Raw genomic sequence first — 18,782 nt, forward strand, 5'->3', positions numbered from 1 at the left:
ATCCGCTCGACTTGCATGTATTAGGCACGCCGCCAGCGTTCGTCCTGAGCCAGGATCAAACTCTCCATAATAGAAAAGCTGAAATGCTCATTGACTTGCTAGCGAGATTTTACAATCTCTTTTTTGAACGATTTCTCGTTCATGCTTACTCACTCGTTGTTCAGTTTTCAAAGATCAATTTCTTTCGTTTTAATCCTTCGCCCCTCAAAGGCGACTTGATCAATATACCACATCAGCCTATTCGATTGCAAGAACTTTTTTTAATTTCTTTTTGTTCTTTCGTTCGACCGCCGAAGCGACAAGGAGTAATATAACAAATCCACAAACCAAATGCAAGCTTTTTAAACATTGAAAAATATGGTAATAAAAAAAGCCCCAGTGCGTAATACACCAGAGCTTGAACCTTTTTAACCTTGGCTTCCTATAAAGATGTAACGAGCTAGGATTAGAATCGCCAGTACCCACATTAACCAGTGAATCGGATAACGCGTCTGACTTTTGCCACCTAGGTTAGATGCTGCTGCCAGAACTACATACGCAACGATACCGAAGGATATACCATTCGCAATATTGTAAGTGAAAGGCATCAATACAATTGTAAGGAAAGCTGGGATTGCTAGAACGAAGTCTTGAAAGTCGATCTCACGAATGGATTGTACCATCAGAACACCAACTACGATCAATGCAGCCGCTGTCGCAGAACCAGGAACCAACATGGCAATCGGAGCTAAGAACAGAGCAAGCAAGAAACATACGCCTGTAGTTACCGCCGTTAAACCTGTACGTCCGCCCTCAGCTACACCCGCTGCGCTCTCTACAAAAGCAGTAACCGTACTTGTCCCAACTAACGCACCGCCACTAACACCAATCGCATCCACGAACATGGCCTTACCTACACGCTTGTTGCCCTCTTCTTTGTTCTTCATAATACCAGCGCGATTCGCTGTTCCAACCATGGTTCCGAATGTGTCAAAAAGCTCAACAAACGTAAATGTAGCAATAACGGAAACAATACCCGTTGTCATTATGCCCGCAAAATCAAAATCAGCGAAACGAAGTTTGGACAAATCAGGAACCCATGTCGTGTCTGCACTAGTCAATGAACCTAGATTAACCATACCCATGAAATACCCAATGATTGTTGTAGCCAAGATACCGATCAAGATAGCGCCGCGCAGTCGAAGCACCATAAAGATAGAAATCAACAAGACCCCAACGATTGTTAAAATAACGCCTTTATCTTCTAATGAACCCATGTGGAACACAGTTTCAAATGAAAGTACATCCGTAAATTGATGTGCCTTAATATCTTTGCCGCTTTCTACCGCAACGGTTAAGATACCGCTGTTCTTGAAACCGATCATTGCGATAAACAAACCAATCCCCACGGTAATCGCATGCTTCAGGCTGTCTGGAACGGCCACAAGGAGCATTTGACGGACTCTGGTGATGGTAAGAATGATGAAAATAATCCCCGAAATGAATACAGCTGCTAAAGCCATTGAAAACGTGAATTTACCTTGCGAAGTTAAAATGATGGTCGCGAAGTAAGCATTCAAGCCCATCCCAGGAGCTAGCGCAACTGGAAAGTTAACGAATAACCCCATTGCAATCGTCATTACACCTGCAGCAATCGCTGTAGCCAAGAAAATCGAAGTCCAGTCACCGCCGGTAGCCCCCGATTTAAAAGCACTCAGAATGTCTGGATTTACCGCAAGGATGTAAGCCATCGTCATGAATGTAGTGATCCCAGCCATGATTTCCGTTCTTACTGTCGTGCCGTTTTGTTTCAATTTAAAAAAGCGATCCATTTTCCTACTCCTCCTAAAGCGAATGTGGGGAACAGCAAAAAACCCGGAATCATAATGCCTGATTCCGGGTACGAAAAAGGAGCTATCCATATGAGAGCTGCCTTTGATGTGTAAAGGTGCACGTAGAAACTCATACGGATTCCGTTCCTTTTTTTCGTAGCCAGATCATTTGCGGTGATCTCGTAGAAACTCTCAGGCCAATTCCCGAGATTATACGAAAAACTGTTATCCATAACACATTTTAGTCGTGAAATAACCTAATGTCAATAAAAAAGACGAACGATAAAGGGGTATAATTTCCCAAAACGTTCGTCTTTTTACTAGTGATTTATATTATTCCCACTCAATGGTAGCAGGCGGCTTAGAAGTGATGTCATAAACGATACGATTCACGTTCTCAACTTCATTAACGATACGAACCGAAATCTTCTCAAGCACATCCCAAGGGATACGCGCCCAGTCAGCTGTCATTCCATCAATAGATGTAACAGCACGAATACCTACGGTATAGGAGTAAGTTCTTGCGTCACCCATAACTCCCACGCTTTTCATGCCCGGAAGTGCTGTGAAGTACTGCCAGATCTCACGATCTAAGCCTGCTTTGGCGATTTCGTCGCGCAGAATGGCGTCGGATTCACGAACTATTTTCAGCTTATCTTCCGTTACTTCACCTAGAACACGAATAGCCAGACCAGGACCTGGGAAAGGCTGTCTCCAAACGATTGCTGCTGGAAGGCCACATTCCTCGCCTACTTTACGCACTTCGTCTTTGAAAAGTGTTTTGAGAGGCTCGATGAGCTTGAACTTCATGTCTTTCGGCAGTCCGCCAACGTTATGGTGCGATTTGATCGTTTGAGCCGTAGCCGTGCCGCTTTCTACGATATCTGTATATAGAGTGCCTTGGGCTAGGAAAGTAAAGTCATCAAACTGACTGGATTCCTCTTCGAATACACGGATGAATTCGGTACCGATAATTTTACGTTTTTGCTCGGGATCGTCTACACCGGCCAGCTTGCCGAGAAAGCGTTCACGCGCATCGATTTTGACTACTTTCATATCGAATTTACCGACAAAAGTGTCCATAACGCTCTCAGCTTCACCTTGACGCAGCAAACCATGATCAATAAACATACACGTCAGCTGAGCGCCGATGGCTTTGTGCAGCAGAATGGCAACAACGGATGAATCCACGCCGCCACTAAGTGCGCATAGGACTTTCTTGTCGCCAACTTCTTGACGAAGCTCTTTGATCATGTCTTCCACAAAAGAGGACATCGTCCAGTCGCCTACGCAACCGCATACGCCATAGATAAAGTTATGGATCATTTCATTCCCTTGAAGGGAGTGACGAACTTCAGGGTGGAACTGTACAGCATGAATGTTGCGCTCACGGTTACTCATAGCTGCAATCGGAAGAGAATCCGTGCTTGCTTCTATAACGAAGCCTTCAGGCAGGACAGAAACGTGATCGCCGTGACTCATCCACACGGTTTGTTTGGATTCTAACCCTTTCACTAGCGGGCTTTCATTCGTAAATGCAAGATCTGCCTTGCCATATTCACGCGTGTGCGCACGTTCAACTTTACCGTTCAGTTGGTGAGCAATCAGCTGCATGCCGTAGCAAATACCCAAGATTGGAATGCCCAGATCAAAGATCCCTGCGTCAACAGCGGGAGCTCCTTCACCGTATACGCTGGACGGACCGCCCGAGAATACAATTCCCTTAGGATTAAGCTCACGAATTTTATCAACAGTTGTATTGAACGGCAGCAGCTCGCTATAAACGCCCAAATCACGAATTCGTCTAGCAATCAATTGATTATACTGGCCTCCAAAATCTAATACGACAATCATTTCACTCGGTTTACTCATTATCCGACCTCCTAGATTCATAGCGATTGAGGTTTAAGGGGCTCCCCTTGTCCACTTATCACTATTTATAGGTACTAATTTTAAACATTAGGTACCTAGGATGTAAAGGGGTTTAATGTGTCTTTTGAATGGCTTTCCAAATCGCGGTGATTTCCCGCTTCGTATAGGTCAGTGAATTGGCCGTATCATAACGGACACTTTCGTAAATCAAGGCAAATTCGAGCAGTGCTTGTTTCTGCCGTTGATCTTTGAAATTTAGAGTTGTGACATACTCTCGCACCGTCTGGCTTGCGGATTTTGCGCCGTATTTTCGAAAAAGCTGCATCCATAAGCGATCCATATAGGGTGTCATGGGATGTGAATTGCCCTGCTTGCTTTTGTAAATGGGAAAATTCAGCCGCGTATTGACTAGGAACCCTTTTCGCCTAAGCAAAACGAAAATACCCATAAGAAGGAAACAACTTCCGATTAGAACAATGAAAGCTTTCCTATAAGGTTTTGCAAAGTTGACGATTCTATCCTTCGTTGCATGAAACCACTCACTTGGATTGGTTGTAAACTTAGTAGGCGCAGGAATGTTCGTGAGTGAAGCCGTCATCGCCGCTTGTTCCATGGCAGCTGTCGTCAAGGTTTCTCTCGGATGATCGGATGAAATACCAGAGAACCCCGGCGTAGGCTCAAACGGCACCCAGCCCATGGAAGGAAAATAAACCTCCACCCATGAATGCGCATCTTGATTGCGGACCATAACTTCCTGAAGCCCATCTCCGTCACTAGATGTTTGAAGTGTCCCTGGCGCGAAACCTTTGACCCAACGGGCAGGTACACCGACAGAACGAAGCATGACGACCATTGAGGTTGAAAAATGATCACAGTACCCTGTTCGGTCTACGAACAGAAAATGACTGACAAAATCCTCATTGCGGCTTGGATGTGTTGGCTTTTCGAGACTATAGGTATAGGTATTGCTTAAATACTGCTCAATCGCAACCGCTTTGGCATATGGTGTCAAACGATTCCCTGTCACTTGCTCTGCAATGCTTCGAACAGACCGCGGCAATGAAGCTGGAAGTTGAAGATATTCCCCTGTAACGTCCGAGGGATAGCCGCCCGTATCCGTGTTAAGTATGGATGGATCTTCCTGCACAGGCTGGACAGTTATTTTGTAATAAGACAAAGGATCCATAATCTCAGGCAGAGTTACTATACCATTAGATTTAGATGTAAGGAGGCTGCTCGGTGTTAGCGGTTTCTCCTTCTCACTCAAAAGCATATCAACACCTAGTAACTTCCCACCCACAAACAATTGGCGATTAGGTGACTTCGTGTTCCATAGAATTTCCTGACTCACAGCCCGACCTGTAACTGATTGATTAAAAGAAACGTAAGGCTCCAGCTTTTGATTGGGCTCGGTCCAGCCTTTGCCGTCGTAGAAGCTTTTGGATTCTCCGCGCCAGTAGGTTAATTCAGAGGTTCTTGCTGTGAATAACGGGGTCGTGTCCACCTGGAGTGGACCTCCTAAAGAAGAGTCGTCTTGACCGTATCCAGACCTAGCAAAAGCACCCTTTGCCCCCGTATCATCGTTGTAAAGTTCAAATATGCGATCGTATAAATACGCCCAGCTAACTGGTTTCATAAGAGGTGTAGGCCCCGCCTGCCTTGCCGAGTACCATCCTACACTAGCTAGCGCACTTACAACGACCAAGCTGACTACAAACCATTGAAAAAAGCCGCCTGATCGAACCGAAGCTATGCCATAGGTTTGTTCAATTCTAGAGAGATTGAGCAGCGATAACAGAAGTAGTCCATACCCTATTGTGCGCATAATCCCTTGAACCGTATCCGCGCCAAGCACCAACTGCAAGAATACGAGATATATGAGCGTGGCTGCAACAAACCAAAGACTATGCTGTCTCTGCAGCATTAGGGCCTGCACCACGGAAATCAGGAGCGTCCAACCTAATAGAAAGAGCAGCGTGCGCATTTGACCACTAATAAGATCGAAATGAGCTTGAACGATGTGAACCATATCCTGAGAAATGATCCTCACCAAATCGATGATCCATGCTCCGGTTAGAAAGCCTTCACGGTCAAACATAAAACCGATGAAAAGCAGGATAATGACACTTTTGGCTGTCCATCCCCAAGCATAAGGAACCTTGAAGCAGTCTATGGCAATGCAGATCGCAAATACGACGAGAATGGGACCGATTTGAATAGAGGCATCGGCCATCCAGGCTAAAGGACGGAGCCATTCCGAGAGCAGCAGGAAGAGCAATAATGAGATTAGACTGTCTCGGAAAAAGGTGTTGGTGATTGGCGTTGATGACTGTGCGTTAGAGATGGCGCTTGAATGGAAGATTGGACTTGATGGGATAGCGGCTGCGGGCTCGGCGCTTGAGTGTAAAGAGTTAGTGCTTAAAGAGTTAGCGCTTAAAGAGCGAGACTTCAAGCGCGACGAGTCCGCGCTTGAGCGTAAAGGACGTGAAAGAGCGCGCGGCGCGCGGTTGGGTTCAAGCGGTTGCATCCGCGACACCTCCTTGCTTTGGCCACTGGCGAACGGGGTGCGGCACTTCCGTGAAGCTGCAGCCTGCGGCCTGCAGCTGAGAGGCCCCCTCTCGCTCCGCGACCGAGAGGGAAGGCCGCGCGTGCACGTAGATCACGTGCACGGACCGGCGCTTGGTGCGCGCATCCGCAATCGCGCGCACCAACGCCAGATCCAGCGTCGATGTGATGCACAGCATCGACGCATCCAGCGGCAAGGCCGCCGCCTCTTTCCTGACGAGGTCAGGAAAGGAAAGGGCGGGCTTGCCGCCCACGCTCGCGAGTACTTCGTACGCGAGCGTTAGATCAGGGCGAATCGTCGGCGCGATTCGCCTGCCAATGGAGCTGCTGCTGGCGAAGCCGCAGCTCTCGCGCCCGCCAGCGGCGGCTTCGAAGAAGCCAGCCGCGAGGGCGACGCCCTTCTCCAGCAGCGGCTGCGCCGCCTCAGCTGGACCCGCCGCAGGCGCCGCGTCGAGCAGCAGCATCCGCTTCGCGGAGGATGCTTGCTCGGGGTCTTTGGTCATCAGCCGGCTCAGCCTGGCTGTGGATTTCCAATGAATGCGGTGGTAGGGATCACCGCTGACATAATCACGGACACCGCTAATAAGCGGAGTCTCGGCTTTAAGGCCACGAATGGCAGGCACATCACCATCCTCCGATTGAAATGTCATGCCGGATCCCATCAAAGAATCTGGTCTCGGATAAACAACACACCGATGAAGATCATCGCGGTATGCTTTTCGAACAGCAAAGCCAAATAAATCACCGGTCACCGCCTCAAAGCCCGCGAACCGATAAACACCTCGCATAAGACCCGTCATTTTATAATGGAGGATTAAAGCTGATCGAAACCCTGGGAAAAGCAGCTTGCTGTAGCTCAGCTTCGCTCCGCTTCCTTCATGAATCCATGTATCCTTAATGATCATCCAAGGCAGCGGCAAAAACGTACGATGCCCAACCTGCAAAGTGATTGTTACGTCTTCACCGGATACGAAAACTTCGCCCGACAACTGCCGGCTAATGGTCAGTCCTTGTAATGCGAACACATAAAATAATCCAGCCTGAATCCATATTAATGTCAAACAAATCCCTAAATACCAAGCGGCAAATCCGCCTTGCCAATGCGCCAAAACAATGGACAGCACACTTCCCACAACCAACAGCGTCGTTTTACCCCAGCTTCTCATAGTAGGCCCTACTTCCCCGAGACGTAACGAAGAACAGGAGTTTGTAAGGAGGCTAGTAAGCCTGTCAAAATCGTATCCGCAGACTTGCCAGTCATTCGTGCTTCGGAAGTCAAAATAAGCCGGTGTGTCCAGATTGGCAGCACCAAATCCTTAATGTCATCTGGTACCACGAAGCTTCTGCCCTTCATATAAGCAGACGTTTGCGCAGCGCGCATCAACGCGTAAGACGCTCGTGGACTTGCACCCAAGTACAAATCAGCATGCTCCCTTGTTGCCAAGGCCAGGCGAACAATGAAATCTTTTAACGTATTATCAACATGAATCATAGTTGCTTCTCTTTGCAATTGAACAAACTCATCCTGTACGATAACCGGCTTCAAGTGATCCAACGGCTGGCGATCCTGTAGACGATCCAGCATCAGAATTTCTTGCTCAGGTGTTGGATAACCAAGTGACAACTTCATCATAAATCGATCCATCTGCGCTTCTGGCAGCGCATAAGTCCCTTCATAGTCCACAGGGTTTTGCGTAGCTAATAAAACGAAGGGTTTAGGCAATTCATAACTCACTCCGTCAATAGTGACCCGCTTCTCCTCCATCGCTTCTAAGAAAGCAGACTGTGTCTTCGGTGAGGTACGGTTGACTTCGTCTGCCAGCACGACGGGAGTCATTAGAGGGCCAGGGCGAAACTCAAAATCATTCGTCTTCACATTAAATACAGACACACCGGTTACATCAGACGGCAATAAATCAGGGGTGCACTGAATTCTCTTAAACTCACAACCAATCGTCCTTGCCAAGGCACGCACAAGCATCGTCTTCCCAACACCGGGTACGTCCTCTAACAAAAGATGGCCGCCGCTCAACATAGCAACGAACGCTTTCTCTATCGTCTCTCTCTTTCCAACTATCACTTTCTCTACGTTCATGATCATCCGTTCCACAAGAGGCTGCGGCTGATCGAATATTCGGGTTTTCGACTGCATAGACAAGAAGCCTCCTTTATAAGGGTATGCTTCTAGTTTTTCCAGCCCTCTACTATTTTAGACATTACCCTCCCATGGCAAATAGAGAGTTTTTCAGAAGACTATCATTCTCTTTAAATATATAAAAAGGCCGTAATGCCACAGATACCTCTCGCTTATTAGATTCTATGACCGTATCCGTAATTCGCCCGCCTAATAAATCTATGGTTTTTCGCAAAGGAACGATGATCTTACCGTCTTTGAAATCCATATCCGCTAATGAATAGGTAGCCACGCTATTACCTAGGGTATAAAGCCTGATGCTTCTAGCGGACAAATCATATTCCAAATCATAAACACCAAAATGTGCATTCGCCGTCTTCTTTTCAGCCAGCCATTCTACTTGCCCGCCCATTTTCTCTATAAGAAAGCGCATAGACAGTTCAATCCGGTTAGCACGCAGTTGGTACTCTGGAGGTTCAATTGTAAAACTGCTGCCTCCGACCACATGTACTTGCAGCGGCAACACCGCTTGCGCGGATAGAATTTGTGCCGTTTCTTCTTTGGCTGCAACCGTCTGATTGGCAAGCTGCTGTTCAGCATCCTTCTGGTCTTGATCGGTCTGAATATGTGCTAAAGCATATTGCTGCGTTTCTTTCAATAGGTCTTGGAAATGGGCCAAACTCATGTTTCTCGACCACTTCGGCTTACCCACTGGGAATTGTTTGGGCTTAATCTGAGTAGTAAGGGGAGCGAACGCGTAACCTAATTTTTTGTAATAGCTGATGACTTGAGGCAATACCTCTACCGTTGACTCATGCCCGCTGCCATCATGAAACAGGATGTTGATCTCGTGTTCGAGCGGTGATCCCTTAATCGTTTGCCAAATTTCATTCACAGGTACATGCGCTCTTTTGGAATCACCACTGTCAACATTCCAATCAGTAACGATATAACCTGCTTGATCCATCAAATAGTAGTAGTACGAATCGAAATTCGTATATGTACCTCCAGGGGCGCGCACCAATTGCGGTCTGGTATCAGCCAAACTGGCAAATATGTCCTCACTACGTTGGATTTGGTCCCAAAAGGTTTGGAAATCGCTATACAGCTCTTTATATACATGATTATAGGAATGATTGCCTAATGTATGCCCGTCTTGCACGATTCTTTTGACCAATTCAGGGTGTGCCTGAGCTTGCTCGCCAAGTGCGAAAAAAGTAGCTTTCACATTCTCTTTATCTAAAATATCCAGCACCTGACTCGTCAGCTTGCTAGGACCGTCATCAAAGGTCAAGTAAACGGTAGGCTGTTCCGGTGTTTCATACGTCTTCTCACTCTGCGGGCGCTTACCTGTTTTGAGCTTTTGATAAAGATCTTGCCCTTCTTGTGCTTGTGCGGAGTTTCCATCGCTCTCCGCTGCCTTTGCCGGAACGCACAAGAAAAATAGAGAAACTAGTAAAAGGACTACCACCCAAAGTTGAACTCTTTTCTGCCAGTTGGTCGCACGTTGTACCTGAAAACGCATCCGATGATCCCTCCGCTTGTTCTATCATTTTGCTAGCTGATAGATTATATGGGAGAACGATCAAGAGTATGTCACTATGAGAAAACCTTTATCGAAGCCATTCAAAGATGAGCGACCGCGTTTAACGAGGAGAGACTTTGGTCTACGACCAAAGATCCCTATAGCGGAGAGACTTTGGTCTACGACCAAAGATCCCTATATTAGGTTTTATCGCCAATAAGAAAGCGGTTTTCGTGATCCGAAAACTTATACTTTCTTATGTGGTAACAAAAACTACCCATCTCGGAGCGAGAAGGGTAGTTTTCAGTGAAAGGACCTGAGCTGCCTTTGTTCAATTTATGGCTAAATTTCTTGCGGTACAGCCTCATTTTTCGTCTGCGTTGTCACGTTAAACAAGGGCTTGCTGCCAATAAGACCAATGAAACTAACGACTAATAAGACTCCAAGCAAAAGAATGGCCGTCCTAGCACCTTGAAAAGAAACAATTTGCGTACAGACGCCAATGAGCAGAACTCGCATCCCCATCCCTACGGTGTTGAAAAAACTATTCACCCGGCCAATCAAATGATTTGGAACCATTTCCATCAAAATCGTATTACGCGCTACGCGACTCCCCGCATTCCCCCATCCGTTCAACGTTTTGAAGAGGAGAAAAATAGAGACAAGTGGGAATACGTAAAAGAAAACAATCGACAGACTAAAAATGACAAACGAAAGAATCGTCGTATAGTAAGAGCCCAAACGCTGCATGAGCAGCGGGACCGTTAAACCAGCCACAACAGCTCCGATGGCGAAGATCATATCGGCTGCCCCTAGAACATTAGCCCCTCCATGGAGGACACTTGTGATATAGACGGGGTAAAGATAATTACCGACCATAACACACAGAAACGGCATCAGCGCACAAAGGAAAAACATGACCAATAGCGGTCTTGTTTTCAAATAATCGAAGCCTTCTCTGATATTTGACCACATGGAGACGGCGCCGTTGGCCGTGACAGACCTGTTCTTGATATAAGGAATAAGCATAAATAGACCAAAGCCCAAAAAGTAAGTCATCGCGTCTGCTAGTAGAATCCACGCAAAATCAATATGATCGATCAGTAGACTGGCCAAGCCGCCCGCGATCATCGATGTGGATTGATTTTGGACCTCGAGGATGGAATTTAATGTTTTGTACTGCTCTTTCGAGAAGATCTCCTGTGTAAAAGCGAACTGGGTTGGGAAGTGAACATTGTAGTATAGAGAACCGCTAAAATAAATAACGATTAACTGCCACGTTTCGAAGTGGCCTGCACTTAATCCCCAGAGTGCAAATAGCAGCGTGGCTGATCCGCCGACAACTTCACTGCCCAGCAGCATTTTCTTTCGGGAAATACGGTCAATATAAACGCCGATATGCGGCGAAAGAAAGAAAAGTATGATTGTAGATGCTAGTGTCGCGTAACCAAATATCTCACTCCCCCCTGCTCGATTCACTAACAGCCACGGCACGCCGATCATGGTTATTCCTGAGCCGATCGAGGATAAGATGTTGGCTATCATGAGAAACATCATTCTTCGGTCTTTGAGCATCATCCACATGTGAAAAAATCCTTTCAAGAACAATGAATATATTTATCCAGTTCCAGCCGGAGCAGCTTGCTATTGTTGTATTTCGTACAACAACTTGAACTTAAAACGCTTATTTCTTAGCGATTCTCACCAAATGCTTCAATCTCCGAAAGGAGCATGATTTTACCCGTTCTGGCATCAATATATACAACCATTTTGTTTCCTGCTGGATAGACTGCTTCTACGACCCATCCATCATAGATTGACCTGTTCGTGTTGTAATGAAGCACCAGCCCCTTCTTGAAGGTTACTTTCCATTCGGCTCCAGAATCGGGGTCCGTTTCTTTGGCTATTTGCAATGCGGTCTTCTCATCAATTAACAAAGGAGTATCGTTCAAAGCCTCCCTTAAGCTTGCACGGATAGCAAGAGCAGCCGCCTCAGCATAGGTTAGGTAACCGTGGACGCCGAAGCTTTGACCGTTCCGTCCCTCCAAAAGGCCCTCTCCGTAAGCAACCGCGATTTTATCGGAGTCAAAAGCAGCGCCATAATCTGCAAACGCTTGTTCAGCTTTCATTCTTTCCTCCGCAGTTGCGCTTCTTGGATTTCTCCCCAGCTTAGTTACTCCGACAACCGCTCTGTCCCGTAGTATTCCTCCATCCTTATCATAAGCAAGCGTATACATAAACGCTTTATCCTTTATGTAGGCAGGTACCGGCAGCCCTGAAACTAGCATTTCATGCCACAAACCAACAGGAATATTGCGTTCGGCGTTCATCGGATCTTGAAAAGCACGACGCAGAACCTTAAGCATCGGCTTTGGAAGCTTGTTGCTTTGGTAAGCTGACTCCAGCTCTTCACTGAGCCAATGGTTTGCCGGCAAATCCGGCTTGTCATACGCCAATTCCCCCATTACCTTAAACATCATAGAAATGGCTTCGGCATTCGTCAGCATATCGTTCGGCCTAAACTTTTCTTTCACTGAATCATCCAAAACGCCATGGACATACGCAATCTCAACCAGACCTCGCTGCTTATCGTTGATATCCTGAAGATCCAGCAGAGCTTTTGCAGACTTTACTTCTTCCGCAGACCAGCTCCCCTTGAAGTAAGAACCGATCAACAGCTTTACCATCCCTCCGACAGCATTTTCACGGGTAATCTCCGTCCCTTGCCCCAGCCCGTGAACATACATGCTGATCCAGGCATCACGGTCTTTTTCCGGCAAATCAACCGCCATTTTAAGAGCCGTCGCCCAATCATCGAGCAGTATGGGTTTATCTAGCTTGCCAGAGTCCAGCACATTTAACCGGAATGAATCCCACTCTTTCTGCGTGATCGTACCTTGTGTCGACGCATTATCCCAATAAGGCACGATGTACTGCTTGTAATCCTTAAGCTCCTTCATCACCCAATGGGTTTCCTCCACAGCCCCGTACGCTGTACTTCCATATGCCATGAAAATAGACAACATTGAAACAATCAGCTTCTTTTTCATCGCTTCCCCCTCTTCACAAATGTTCTCCCTTGCAATTGATTAGACGAGTGATTTGTAAAAAAGTTCCATCCTTCTTTGTGGCGTATTAGCTGCTTGCATTCAATGCCATTACAGCGTCCAAAACCGATTGCACGTGATTCTTAATCCTCACTTTACTCCATTCCTTGACGATATATCCCTCTTCATCTATGAGGAAAGTAGACCGAACAATCCCCATATACTCGCGGCCATATAGCTTCTTCCATGCCCATACACCAAACTTCTCAGCTACCTGATGGTCAGGGTCAGAGAGCAGTAGGAACGGCAGCTCATATTTCGCAATGAACTTATCGTGAGCTTTCAGCTCATCAGGGCTAATTCCAACTACTTCCACACCGAGCTGTGCAAACTTACCATTATAGTCACGAAAATCGCACGATTCTTGGGTACAGGTTGGTGTGTTGTCTTGTGGGTAAAAGTAAATGACCAGCTTTTTCCCTTTGAAATCCTTCAAGGAAACTTTTTTCCCGTTTGATGCAGGAAGTGTAAATGATGGTGCCAGTCGCTTGGCTGTCTCTGTCTCAATCTGTATCTTTTTGCTCATCTATGTTCTCTCCTCTAATTATCCGGCTATTGTCTTTATTCATTATGCGACATTCTATGGGGGAACATCAAACGGATCTTATCCAGGCTAGCTTTTACAAAGAAAAATATGGTAGTTTAAAAAGGAGAGGAAGTGTTCTTAATGAAAGCCAACATATCCGTAATTACGATTCTATCGAATGACGTGCCTCATTTAGCTCAGTTTTATCGTGATGCATTAGGTTTTAAAATAATTGTTGATTCTGACGAATATGTTGAATTCGAAAATTTTGGGGTTCGTTTTTCTATTTGTTCAAAAAGATTAATGGCTGTTAACACCGATGGACACAGCTCCTTTTTAGAAGAACGTAAAGGTCAATCGTTCGAGCTCTGTTTCCCCTGTGATTCACCGGAATTAGTCCAAAAAACGTATAGCGACATCCTTACCAAAGGTGCTATTGCAATTAAAGAACCAACTATTATGCCGTGGGGACAGACAACAGCCTTCTTCGCTGATCCTGAAGGAAACATTCACTCCATTTATGCAGACGACGAAACTTCTGATTCGTAACAATAGCAAAAAAAGCTGCCACGAATTGTCACAGATGACTTCGTGAGCAGCTTTTTTTAACTACGTAGCACAAGCCTCTATTTTCCATTACAATGAGGTTTAGAAATTCGACGCAAGTGGAGTGATTCCTAATGTTTAAGATCTTGCTCATTGAAGATGACGCAACCCTGTTCACGGAGATCAGGGACAGGCTGGCCAAATGGTCATACGATGTACACGGCATCATGGATTTTAGCCGAGTGGTTGAAGAGTTTGTTGCCCTAAAACCTGATTTAGTTATCATTGATATTCAACTGCCCAAATTTGACGGGTTTCATTGGTGCCGAATGATTCGGACCCATTCCAACATTCCGATTGTATTTCTGTCTTCACGCGATCACCCCACTGACATGGTCATGTCTATGCAGCTAGGAGCGGATGATTTTATTCAGAAACCCTTTCATTTTGATGTGCTCGTTGCGAAGATCCAAGCCATTCTTAGGCGAGTCTATAACTACAACACAGAATCCATCAAGCTCAAAACATGGTGCGGCGCAACGGTGGATTACGAGAAAAATGCGGTTACTAATCAAGCAGGCTCGATTGAGTTGACGAAGAATGAAATCTATATCTTGAAAATGTTGATTGAACATAAGAACACGATCGTGAGTCGAGAAGAATTGATTAACAGCTTATGGGATGACCAGCGTTTTGTAAGCGACAATACCTTGACCGTGAATGTCAATCGGCTGCGGAAACGGCTGGACGAGATTGGCTTAGGACGCTTTATCGAAACGAAGGTCGGTCAGGGTTACATCGCTGCAGAGGAGTCCCCTTTCCATGATTAAGAAATATGTTATGGAAAGGAAAAGCTGGATCCTGCTTTTTCTGTTTGGGCAAGGACTGCTGCTTTTTATCGCTTATCTCGATTATGAGATCCCCTTCTCCCCTATTCTCTATATTGTTTTTTTATTTACGACCTTGTTTGTTATCTTTCTGATAATCCGTTACAACAAAGAAACAAAGTTCTATAAACGGTTGGAAGAACGAGAAAACTATCTCGATCTCGCAAGTATCGCCGATGCTGAAAGCCCGTTTGAACACATTGTCGAGGCCAGTATGACGGGCCTTACCGAGCGGCTGAGTCAAATCGCCTCACGGCATCAGGTGGCGTTAGAACAAGAGAAAGACGAGCTGCTGTCCTGGATTCATGAAGTGAAGACACCTCTCACGGCCATGCGTTTAATGATTGACCGCTTGGATGATGAAGCCATGAAAGCTGCTTTAACCTATGAATGGCTGCGGATTCATCTGCTGCTGGACCAGCAGCTCCACCAAAAACGTTTGCCCTTCATGGAGAACGACCTGTATATCGAGCACGTAGATCTTGAAGCTCTTACTTATATGGAGATCAAGACGTTGAAGTCGTGGTGCATACAAAAAGGAATCGGCTTTGACGTACAATTCGAAGTCACGAAAGTGCTCAGCGATGCGAAATGGTTAGCCTTTATCCTAAGGCAGCTCTTAACAAACGCGGTAAAATACAGCGACAGCGACTCTTTGGATATCATAGTAAAGAGCTTCCAGCAACATGAGCGTACAGTGCTCGAGGTAAAAGACCACGGCCGTGGAATCAACCCAAAGGATCTTCCTCGTATCTTTGATAAAGGCTTTACTTCTACGACTTGGCATAAGGACAGCGCTGCAACAGGTATGGGCTTATATTTGGCCCAAAAAGCGTCACAGGCCTTGTCCATCCATATTGCTGTACATTCAGAAGAAGGCGTAGGAACAACCTTTACACTCACCTTTCCACAACCAAATGAAACTGTCCGGATTACGGGCATGTGACAACATTGTCACATGCCTTTCTTCTTTGTTCGTTCAATCGAAGGAAAAAGAATTCAAGGCTTTTTATAATAAAGCTATCGTAGAAGAGGAGTGAATGATATGAACATTTTGGAAGCAACCAAAATCCATAAAAGCTATGGCCATAAGCTGAATAAGCAAGAGGTGCTCAAGGGTCTGGATATCAGCATTGAAAAAGGGGATTTCGTCAGCATCATGGGGGCATCCGGCTCAGGGAAAACAACCCTGCTCAATGTCCTTTCTTCGATTGACAGGCTAAGTCAAGGCTCCATTAAAATCGAAGGCCAAGAAATTACGGCCATGAAAGAGAAGCAGTTGGCTGAATTCCGTAAGCATCATCTGGGGTTTATCTTTCAGGACTATAACTTGCTGGATACTTTGACCGTTAAGGAGAATATCCTTCTGCCGCTCTCCATCACCAAAGCGTCGAAGCAAGAAGCCGATCACAAATTTCAAGCGGTAGCAACAGAGCTCGGCATTTTTGAAATTAAGGATAAGTATCCGGGCGAAATCTCAGGCGGACAGAAACAGCGGACTTCTGCTGCTAGAGCATTTGTTCATGAACCCAGTATTATTTTCGCCGACGAGCCTACCGGCGCACTTGATTCTAAATCCGCATCCGATTTACTTAATAAGCTTAATGAACTGAACCAACGACGGAAAGCGACTATCGTAATGGTTACCCATGATTCAGTCGCCGCCAGCTACAGCAGCAGAGTCATCTTTATTAAGGACGGACAAATCTATACCCAATTATATAAAGGTCAAGAATCCAGGCAGGCCTTCTTTCAAGACATCATGAAGACTCAGGGTGTTCTGGGCGGGGTGCATAATGAGCATTAACCAGCTGATTGTTCAAAACCTGAAGTCTAACATCAAGCATTACTACCTATACGTGTTTGCCTTAATGTTCAGCGTCGCGCTTTATTTCGCATTTGTCACCCTGCAGTATGACCCTGCTTTAGACCAAACCAAAGGTTCAATTAAAGGTGCCGCGTCCATTCGTGCGGCTTCCATTTTACTTGTTGCAATTGTCGCTATCTTTAATCTGTATGCCAACAACATCTTCGTGAAAAGGCGCAGTAAAGAAATCGGTTTATTGCAATTAATCGGAATGACGAAAAGCGCAATTTTCCGCATTCTTAGCACCGAGAACTTCATCCTGTATTTCGCTTCATTAATCGTCGGGTCGTTTATTGGATTTTCCGTGTCTAAGCTCATCCTAATGATTTTATTTCAAATTACAGGTGTTAAAGCTGCCGCCACGCTGCAATTTTCGTCACAAGCACTGATCCAGACCCTCGTTATATTTAGCGCTGTCTACTTGTTCATCATGCTTGTCAATTATATGTTCATTAAAAGACAGAGCATCTTATCGTTGTTTCGCGTCTCTACCTCAACTGAAGTGAAGGTGAAAAGATTGTCTACTTCGGAAGCCATCATGGGGATACTGGGATTGATCCTTATTTTGCTAGGCTACTACGTCTCCTCGAAGCTGTTTAGCGGAGATTTCATGACGATGGTTGCCATCTTTTCGGCCATGATCTTCATTCTGGCATCCGTCATCATCGGAACCTATCTGTTCTATAAAGGGTCTGTTCGGTTAATCCTTAACGTCATCCGAAGAAGGAAAAATGGCTATTTAAATGTTCGCGAGGTATTATCGCTTTCATCCATCATGTTTCGCATGAAATCGAATGCTTTGCTATTAACGGTTATTACAACCATATCCGCGCTTTCCATTGCTTTGTTATCTTTAAGCTACATTTCCTACTACTCTGCGGAAAAAACGGCCAAAAATAGCGTGCCAGCCCACTTTGCCATTACGAATGTAGAAGATGCCAACAAATTTAAAGCAGCGTTGAATGCCAAACAAATCAAGCACAAAGATACAGCGATTGAGGTCGTTCAGGTCAAGGCCAATCTCCAGGATATCTTGGCTTCCAATATGGACGGCCTTCTCCTTGATCCGAGTAACATGACGATTCCTGTTGTCAGTGACAAGGACGCGCCATTCATCGATCTGACTTCAGAACAAACGATTTTTACCGGTACCAATGATCTATTGGAAAAATTCATGAAACTCAAAGATTCCGGCCAGATCCAATTTAGCGGACAACAAGTCGTTATTCCACAAACTTATTTAGGCTCTGAGAAGCAATACATGGTTTCATGGTACTTTTCGAATGGCGGCCAGCCAGTCGCCATCGTCGACGATTCGGTATTCAAGCGTTTAAAGCAAGATATGAATCCCGCGATTCAAAAAGAGTCATCCATGTATTTGGGAATTGATATTGAGAATGAAGCGCAGCTTTCTGAAGCGAACCAGATTTTTCATGAGCTGGGCTTTGATCAAAATCGTGCTTATGATTCCCGCCAAAATATGGCCAATGACCAGAAAAATAGGATGGGGCTCATTATGTTCATTGTTGGTTTCTTAGGACTAACCTTCCTGATTACATCCGGCTGCATCCTTTATTTCAAACAAATGGATGAAAGCGAAGATGAAAAGCCGTCATATACGATTCTAAGGAAGCTTGGTTTTACGCAGGACGATTTGTTAAAAGGCATTCAGATCAAACAAATCTTTAATTTTGGAATCCCCTTGGTCGTCGGGCTGATCCACAGCTATTTCGCCGTCCAGTCGGGATGGTTCCTTTTCGGTGCAGAGCTATGGACGCCAATGATCATTGTGATGGTGCTGTATACCGTCTTATACTCGATTTTCGGCATACTCTCCGTTCTACACTATAAAAAGGTGATCCGAAAAGCTCTTTGATTAACAAGAAAAAGCTGCTACGAGTCGCAAAGACTTCGTTAGCAGCTCTTTTTATCTTTGTATGCC

At 45.6% G+C, this 18,782-nt stretch carries 14 protein-coding genes, 1 rRNA gene and 1 riboswitch; of the genes, 5 read left to right on the forward strand and 10 right to left on the reverse strand.

All coding sequences use genetic code 11. From position 1 onward, the window contains the following. From AC58U0_RS27315 to bcp, 10 genes are all read right to left on the reverse strand, one after another. Nucleotides 1-71: ribosomal RNA gene (locus tag AC58U0_RS27315) — 16S ribosomal RNA — on the reverse strand; the annotation flags it as partial. Nucleotides 72-407: 336 nt separating this feature from the next. Next, on the reverse strand, nt 408-1,811 hold the full coding sequence (locus AC58U0_RS27320) for an NCS2 family permease (RefSeq protein ID WP_497382019.1): 1,404 nt from the start codon (nt 1,809-1,811) through the stop codon (nt 408-410). A gap of 137 nt (nt 1,812-1,948) precedes the next feature. Then, nucleotides 1,949-2,049, reverse strand: a riboswitch (purine riboswitch). Nucleotides 2,050-2,144: 95 nt separating this feature from the next. Further along, entirely contained in the window at nt 2,145-3,683 is a 1,539-nt protein-coding gene (guaA, locus tag AC58U0_RS27325; protein WP_497382020.1) for a glutamine-hydrolyzing GMP synthase, read from the reverse strand. 112 nt (nt 3,684-3,795) lie between these two features. Continuing rightward, nucleotides 3,796-6,210: a transglutaminase-like domain-containing protein gene (locus AC58U0_RS27330; protein WP_497382021.1), complete on the reverse strand. Its 2,415-nt coding sequence runs from the start codon at nt 6,208-6,210 to the stop codon at nt 3,796-3,798. Beyond that, nucleotides 6,197-7,414, reverse strand: a complete 1,218-nt coding sequence (locus AC58U0_RS27335) for a DUF58 domain-containing protein (protein ID WP_497382022.1) — start codon at nt 7,412-7,414, stop codon at nt 6,197-6,199. The genes AC58U0_RS27330 and AC58U0_RS27335 overlap by 14 nt, the downstream gene beginning before the upstream one ends. A gap of 8 nt (nt 7,415-7,422) precedes the next feature. After that, nucleotides 7,423-8,400: an AAA family ATPase gene (locus AC58U0_RS27340; RefSeq protein ID WP_497382023.1), complete on the reverse strand. Its 978-nt coding sequence runs from the start codon at nt 8,398-8,400 to the stop codon at nt 7,423-7,425. Nucleotides 8,401-8,464: 64 nt separating this feature from the next. Further along, nucleotides 8,465-9,907 (reverse strand): polysaccharide deacetylase family protein, encoded by a 1,443-nt coding sequence (locus tag AC58U0_RS27345; RefSeq protein ID WP_497382024.1) that lies wholly within the window; start codon nt 9,905-9,907, stop codon nt 8,465-8,467. A 342-nt stretch (nt 9,908-10,249) separates the two neighbouring features. Then, entirely contained in the window at nt 10,250-11,491 is a 1,242-nt protein-coding gene (locus tag AC58U0_RS27350) for an MFS transporter (protein WP_497382025.1), read from the reverse strand. A 107-nt stretch (nt 11,492-11,598) separates the two neighbouring features. Beyond that, a complete protein-coding gene (locus AC58U0_RS27355) occupies nt 11,599-12,957 on the reverse strand; it encodes a hypothetical protein (RefSeq protein ID WP_497382026.1) in 1,359 nt (452 codons plus the stop codon). An 85-nt stretch (nt 12,958-13,042) separates the two neighbouring features. Continuing rightward, entirely contained in the window at nt 13,043-13,540 is a 498-nt protein-coding gene (gene bcp / locus AC58U0_RS27360) for a thioredoxin-dependent thiol peroxidase (protein ID WP_497382027.1), read from the reverse strand. A gap of 141 nt (nt 13,541-13,681) precedes the next feature. Here bcp and AC58U0_RS27365 point away from each other — a divergent pair, with 141 nt between their 5' ends. The 5 genes from AC58U0_RS27365 (at nt 13,682) to AC58U0_RS27385 (ending at nt 18,716) form a co-directional block, all read left to right on the forward strand. Beyond that, complete coding sequence (locus AC58U0_RS27365; RefSeq protein WP_497382028.1) at nt 13,682-14,089, forward strand: VOC family protein; 408 nt, start codon at nt 13,682-13,684, stop codon at nt 14,087-14,089. A 131-nt stretch (nt 14,090-14,220) separates the two neighbouring features. Further along, a complete protein-coding gene (locus AC58U0_RS27370; RefSeq protein ID WP_497382029.1) occupies nt 14,221-14,916 on the forward strand; it encodes a response regulator transcription factor in 696 nt (231 codons plus the stop codon). Next, nucleotides 14,909-15,919, forward strand: a complete 1,011-nt coding sequence (locus AC58U0_RS27375; protein WP_497382030.1) for a sensor histidine kinase — start codon at nt 14,909-14,911, stop codon at nt 15,917-15,919. Before AC58U0_RS27370 ends, AC58U0_RS27375 begins: the two co-directional genes overlap by 8 nt. A gap of 99 nt (nt 15,920-16,018) precedes the next feature. Then, nucleotides 16,019-16,780 carry an ABC transporter ATP-binding protein gene (locus AC58U0_RS27380; protein ID WP_497382031.1) on the forward strand — a complete coding sequence of 254 codons (762 nt, stop codon included), beginning with the start codon at nt 16,019-16,021 and terminating at the stop codon, nt 16,778-16,780. Beyond that, complete coding sequence (locus AC58U0_RS27385; RefSeq protein ID WP_497382032.1) at nt 16,770-18,716, forward strand: FtsX-like permease family protein; 1,947 nt, start codon at nt 16,770-16,772, stop codon at nt 18,714-18,716. Before AC58U0_RS27380 ends, AC58U0_RS27385 begins: the two co-directional genes overlap by 11 nt. The last annotated feature ends 66 nt before the right edge of the window (nt 18,717-18,782 follow it).

It is taken from the genome of Paenibacillus sp. J31P190 (assembly GCF_059692075.1).

Coding starts and splice junctions, on each gene's coding strand:
- AC58U0_RS27320 (WP_497382019.1), bottom strand. CDS start 1,811: ATGGATCGCTTTTTTAAATTGAAACAAAACGGCACGACAGTAAGAACG.
- AC58U0_RS27345 (WP_497382024.1), bottom strand. CDS start 9,907: ATGCGTTTTCAGGTACAACGTGCGACCAACTGGCAGAAAAGAGTTCAA.
- AC58U0_RS27330 (WP_497382021.1), bottom strand. CDS start 6,210: ATGCAACCGCTTGAACCCAACCGCGCGCCGCGCGCTCTTTCACGTCCT.
- AC58U0_RS27380 (WP_497382031.1), top strand. CDS start 16,019: ATGAACATTTTGGAAGCAACCAAAATCCATAAAAGCTATGGCCATAAG.
- guaA (WP_497382020.1), bottom strand. CDS start 3,683: ATGAGTAAACCGAGTGAAATGATTGTCGTATTAGATTTTGGAGGCCAG.
- AC58U0_RS27350 (WP_497382025.1), bottom strand. CDS start 11,491: ATGTGGATGATGCTCAAAGACCGAAGAATGATGTTTCTCATGATAGCC.
- bcp (WP_497382027.1), bottom strand. CDS start 13,540: ATGAGCAAAAAGATACAGATTGAGACAGAGACAGCCAAGCGACTGGCA.
- AC58U0_RS27385 (WP_497382032.1), top strand. CDS start 16,770: ATGAGCATTAACCAGCTGATTGTTCAAAACCTGAAGTCTAACATCAAG.
- AC58U0_RS27335 (WP_497382022.1), bottom strand. CDS start 7,414: ATGAGAAGCTGGGGTAAAACGACGCTGTTGGTTGTGGGAAGTGTGCTG.
- AC58U0_RS27355 (WP_497382026.1), bottom strand. CDS start 12,957: ATGAAAAAGAAGCTGATTGTTTCAATGTTGTCTATTTTCATGGCATAT.
- AC58U0_RS27375 (WP_497382030.1), top strand. CDS start 14,909: ATGATTAAGAAATATGTTATGGAAAGGAAAAGCTGGATCCTGCTTTTT.
- AC58U0_RS27340 (WP_497382023.1), bottom strand. CDS start 8,400: ATGCAGTCGAAAACCCGAATATTCGATCAGCCGCAGCCTCTTGTGGAA.
- AC58U0_RS27365 (WP_497382028.1), top strand. CDS start 13,682: ATGAAAGCCAACATATCCGTAATTACGATTCTATCGAATGACGTGCCT.
- AC58U0_RS27370 (WP_497382029.1), top strand. CDS start 14,221: ATGTTTAAGATCTTGCTCATTGAAGATGACGCAACCCTGTTCACGGAG.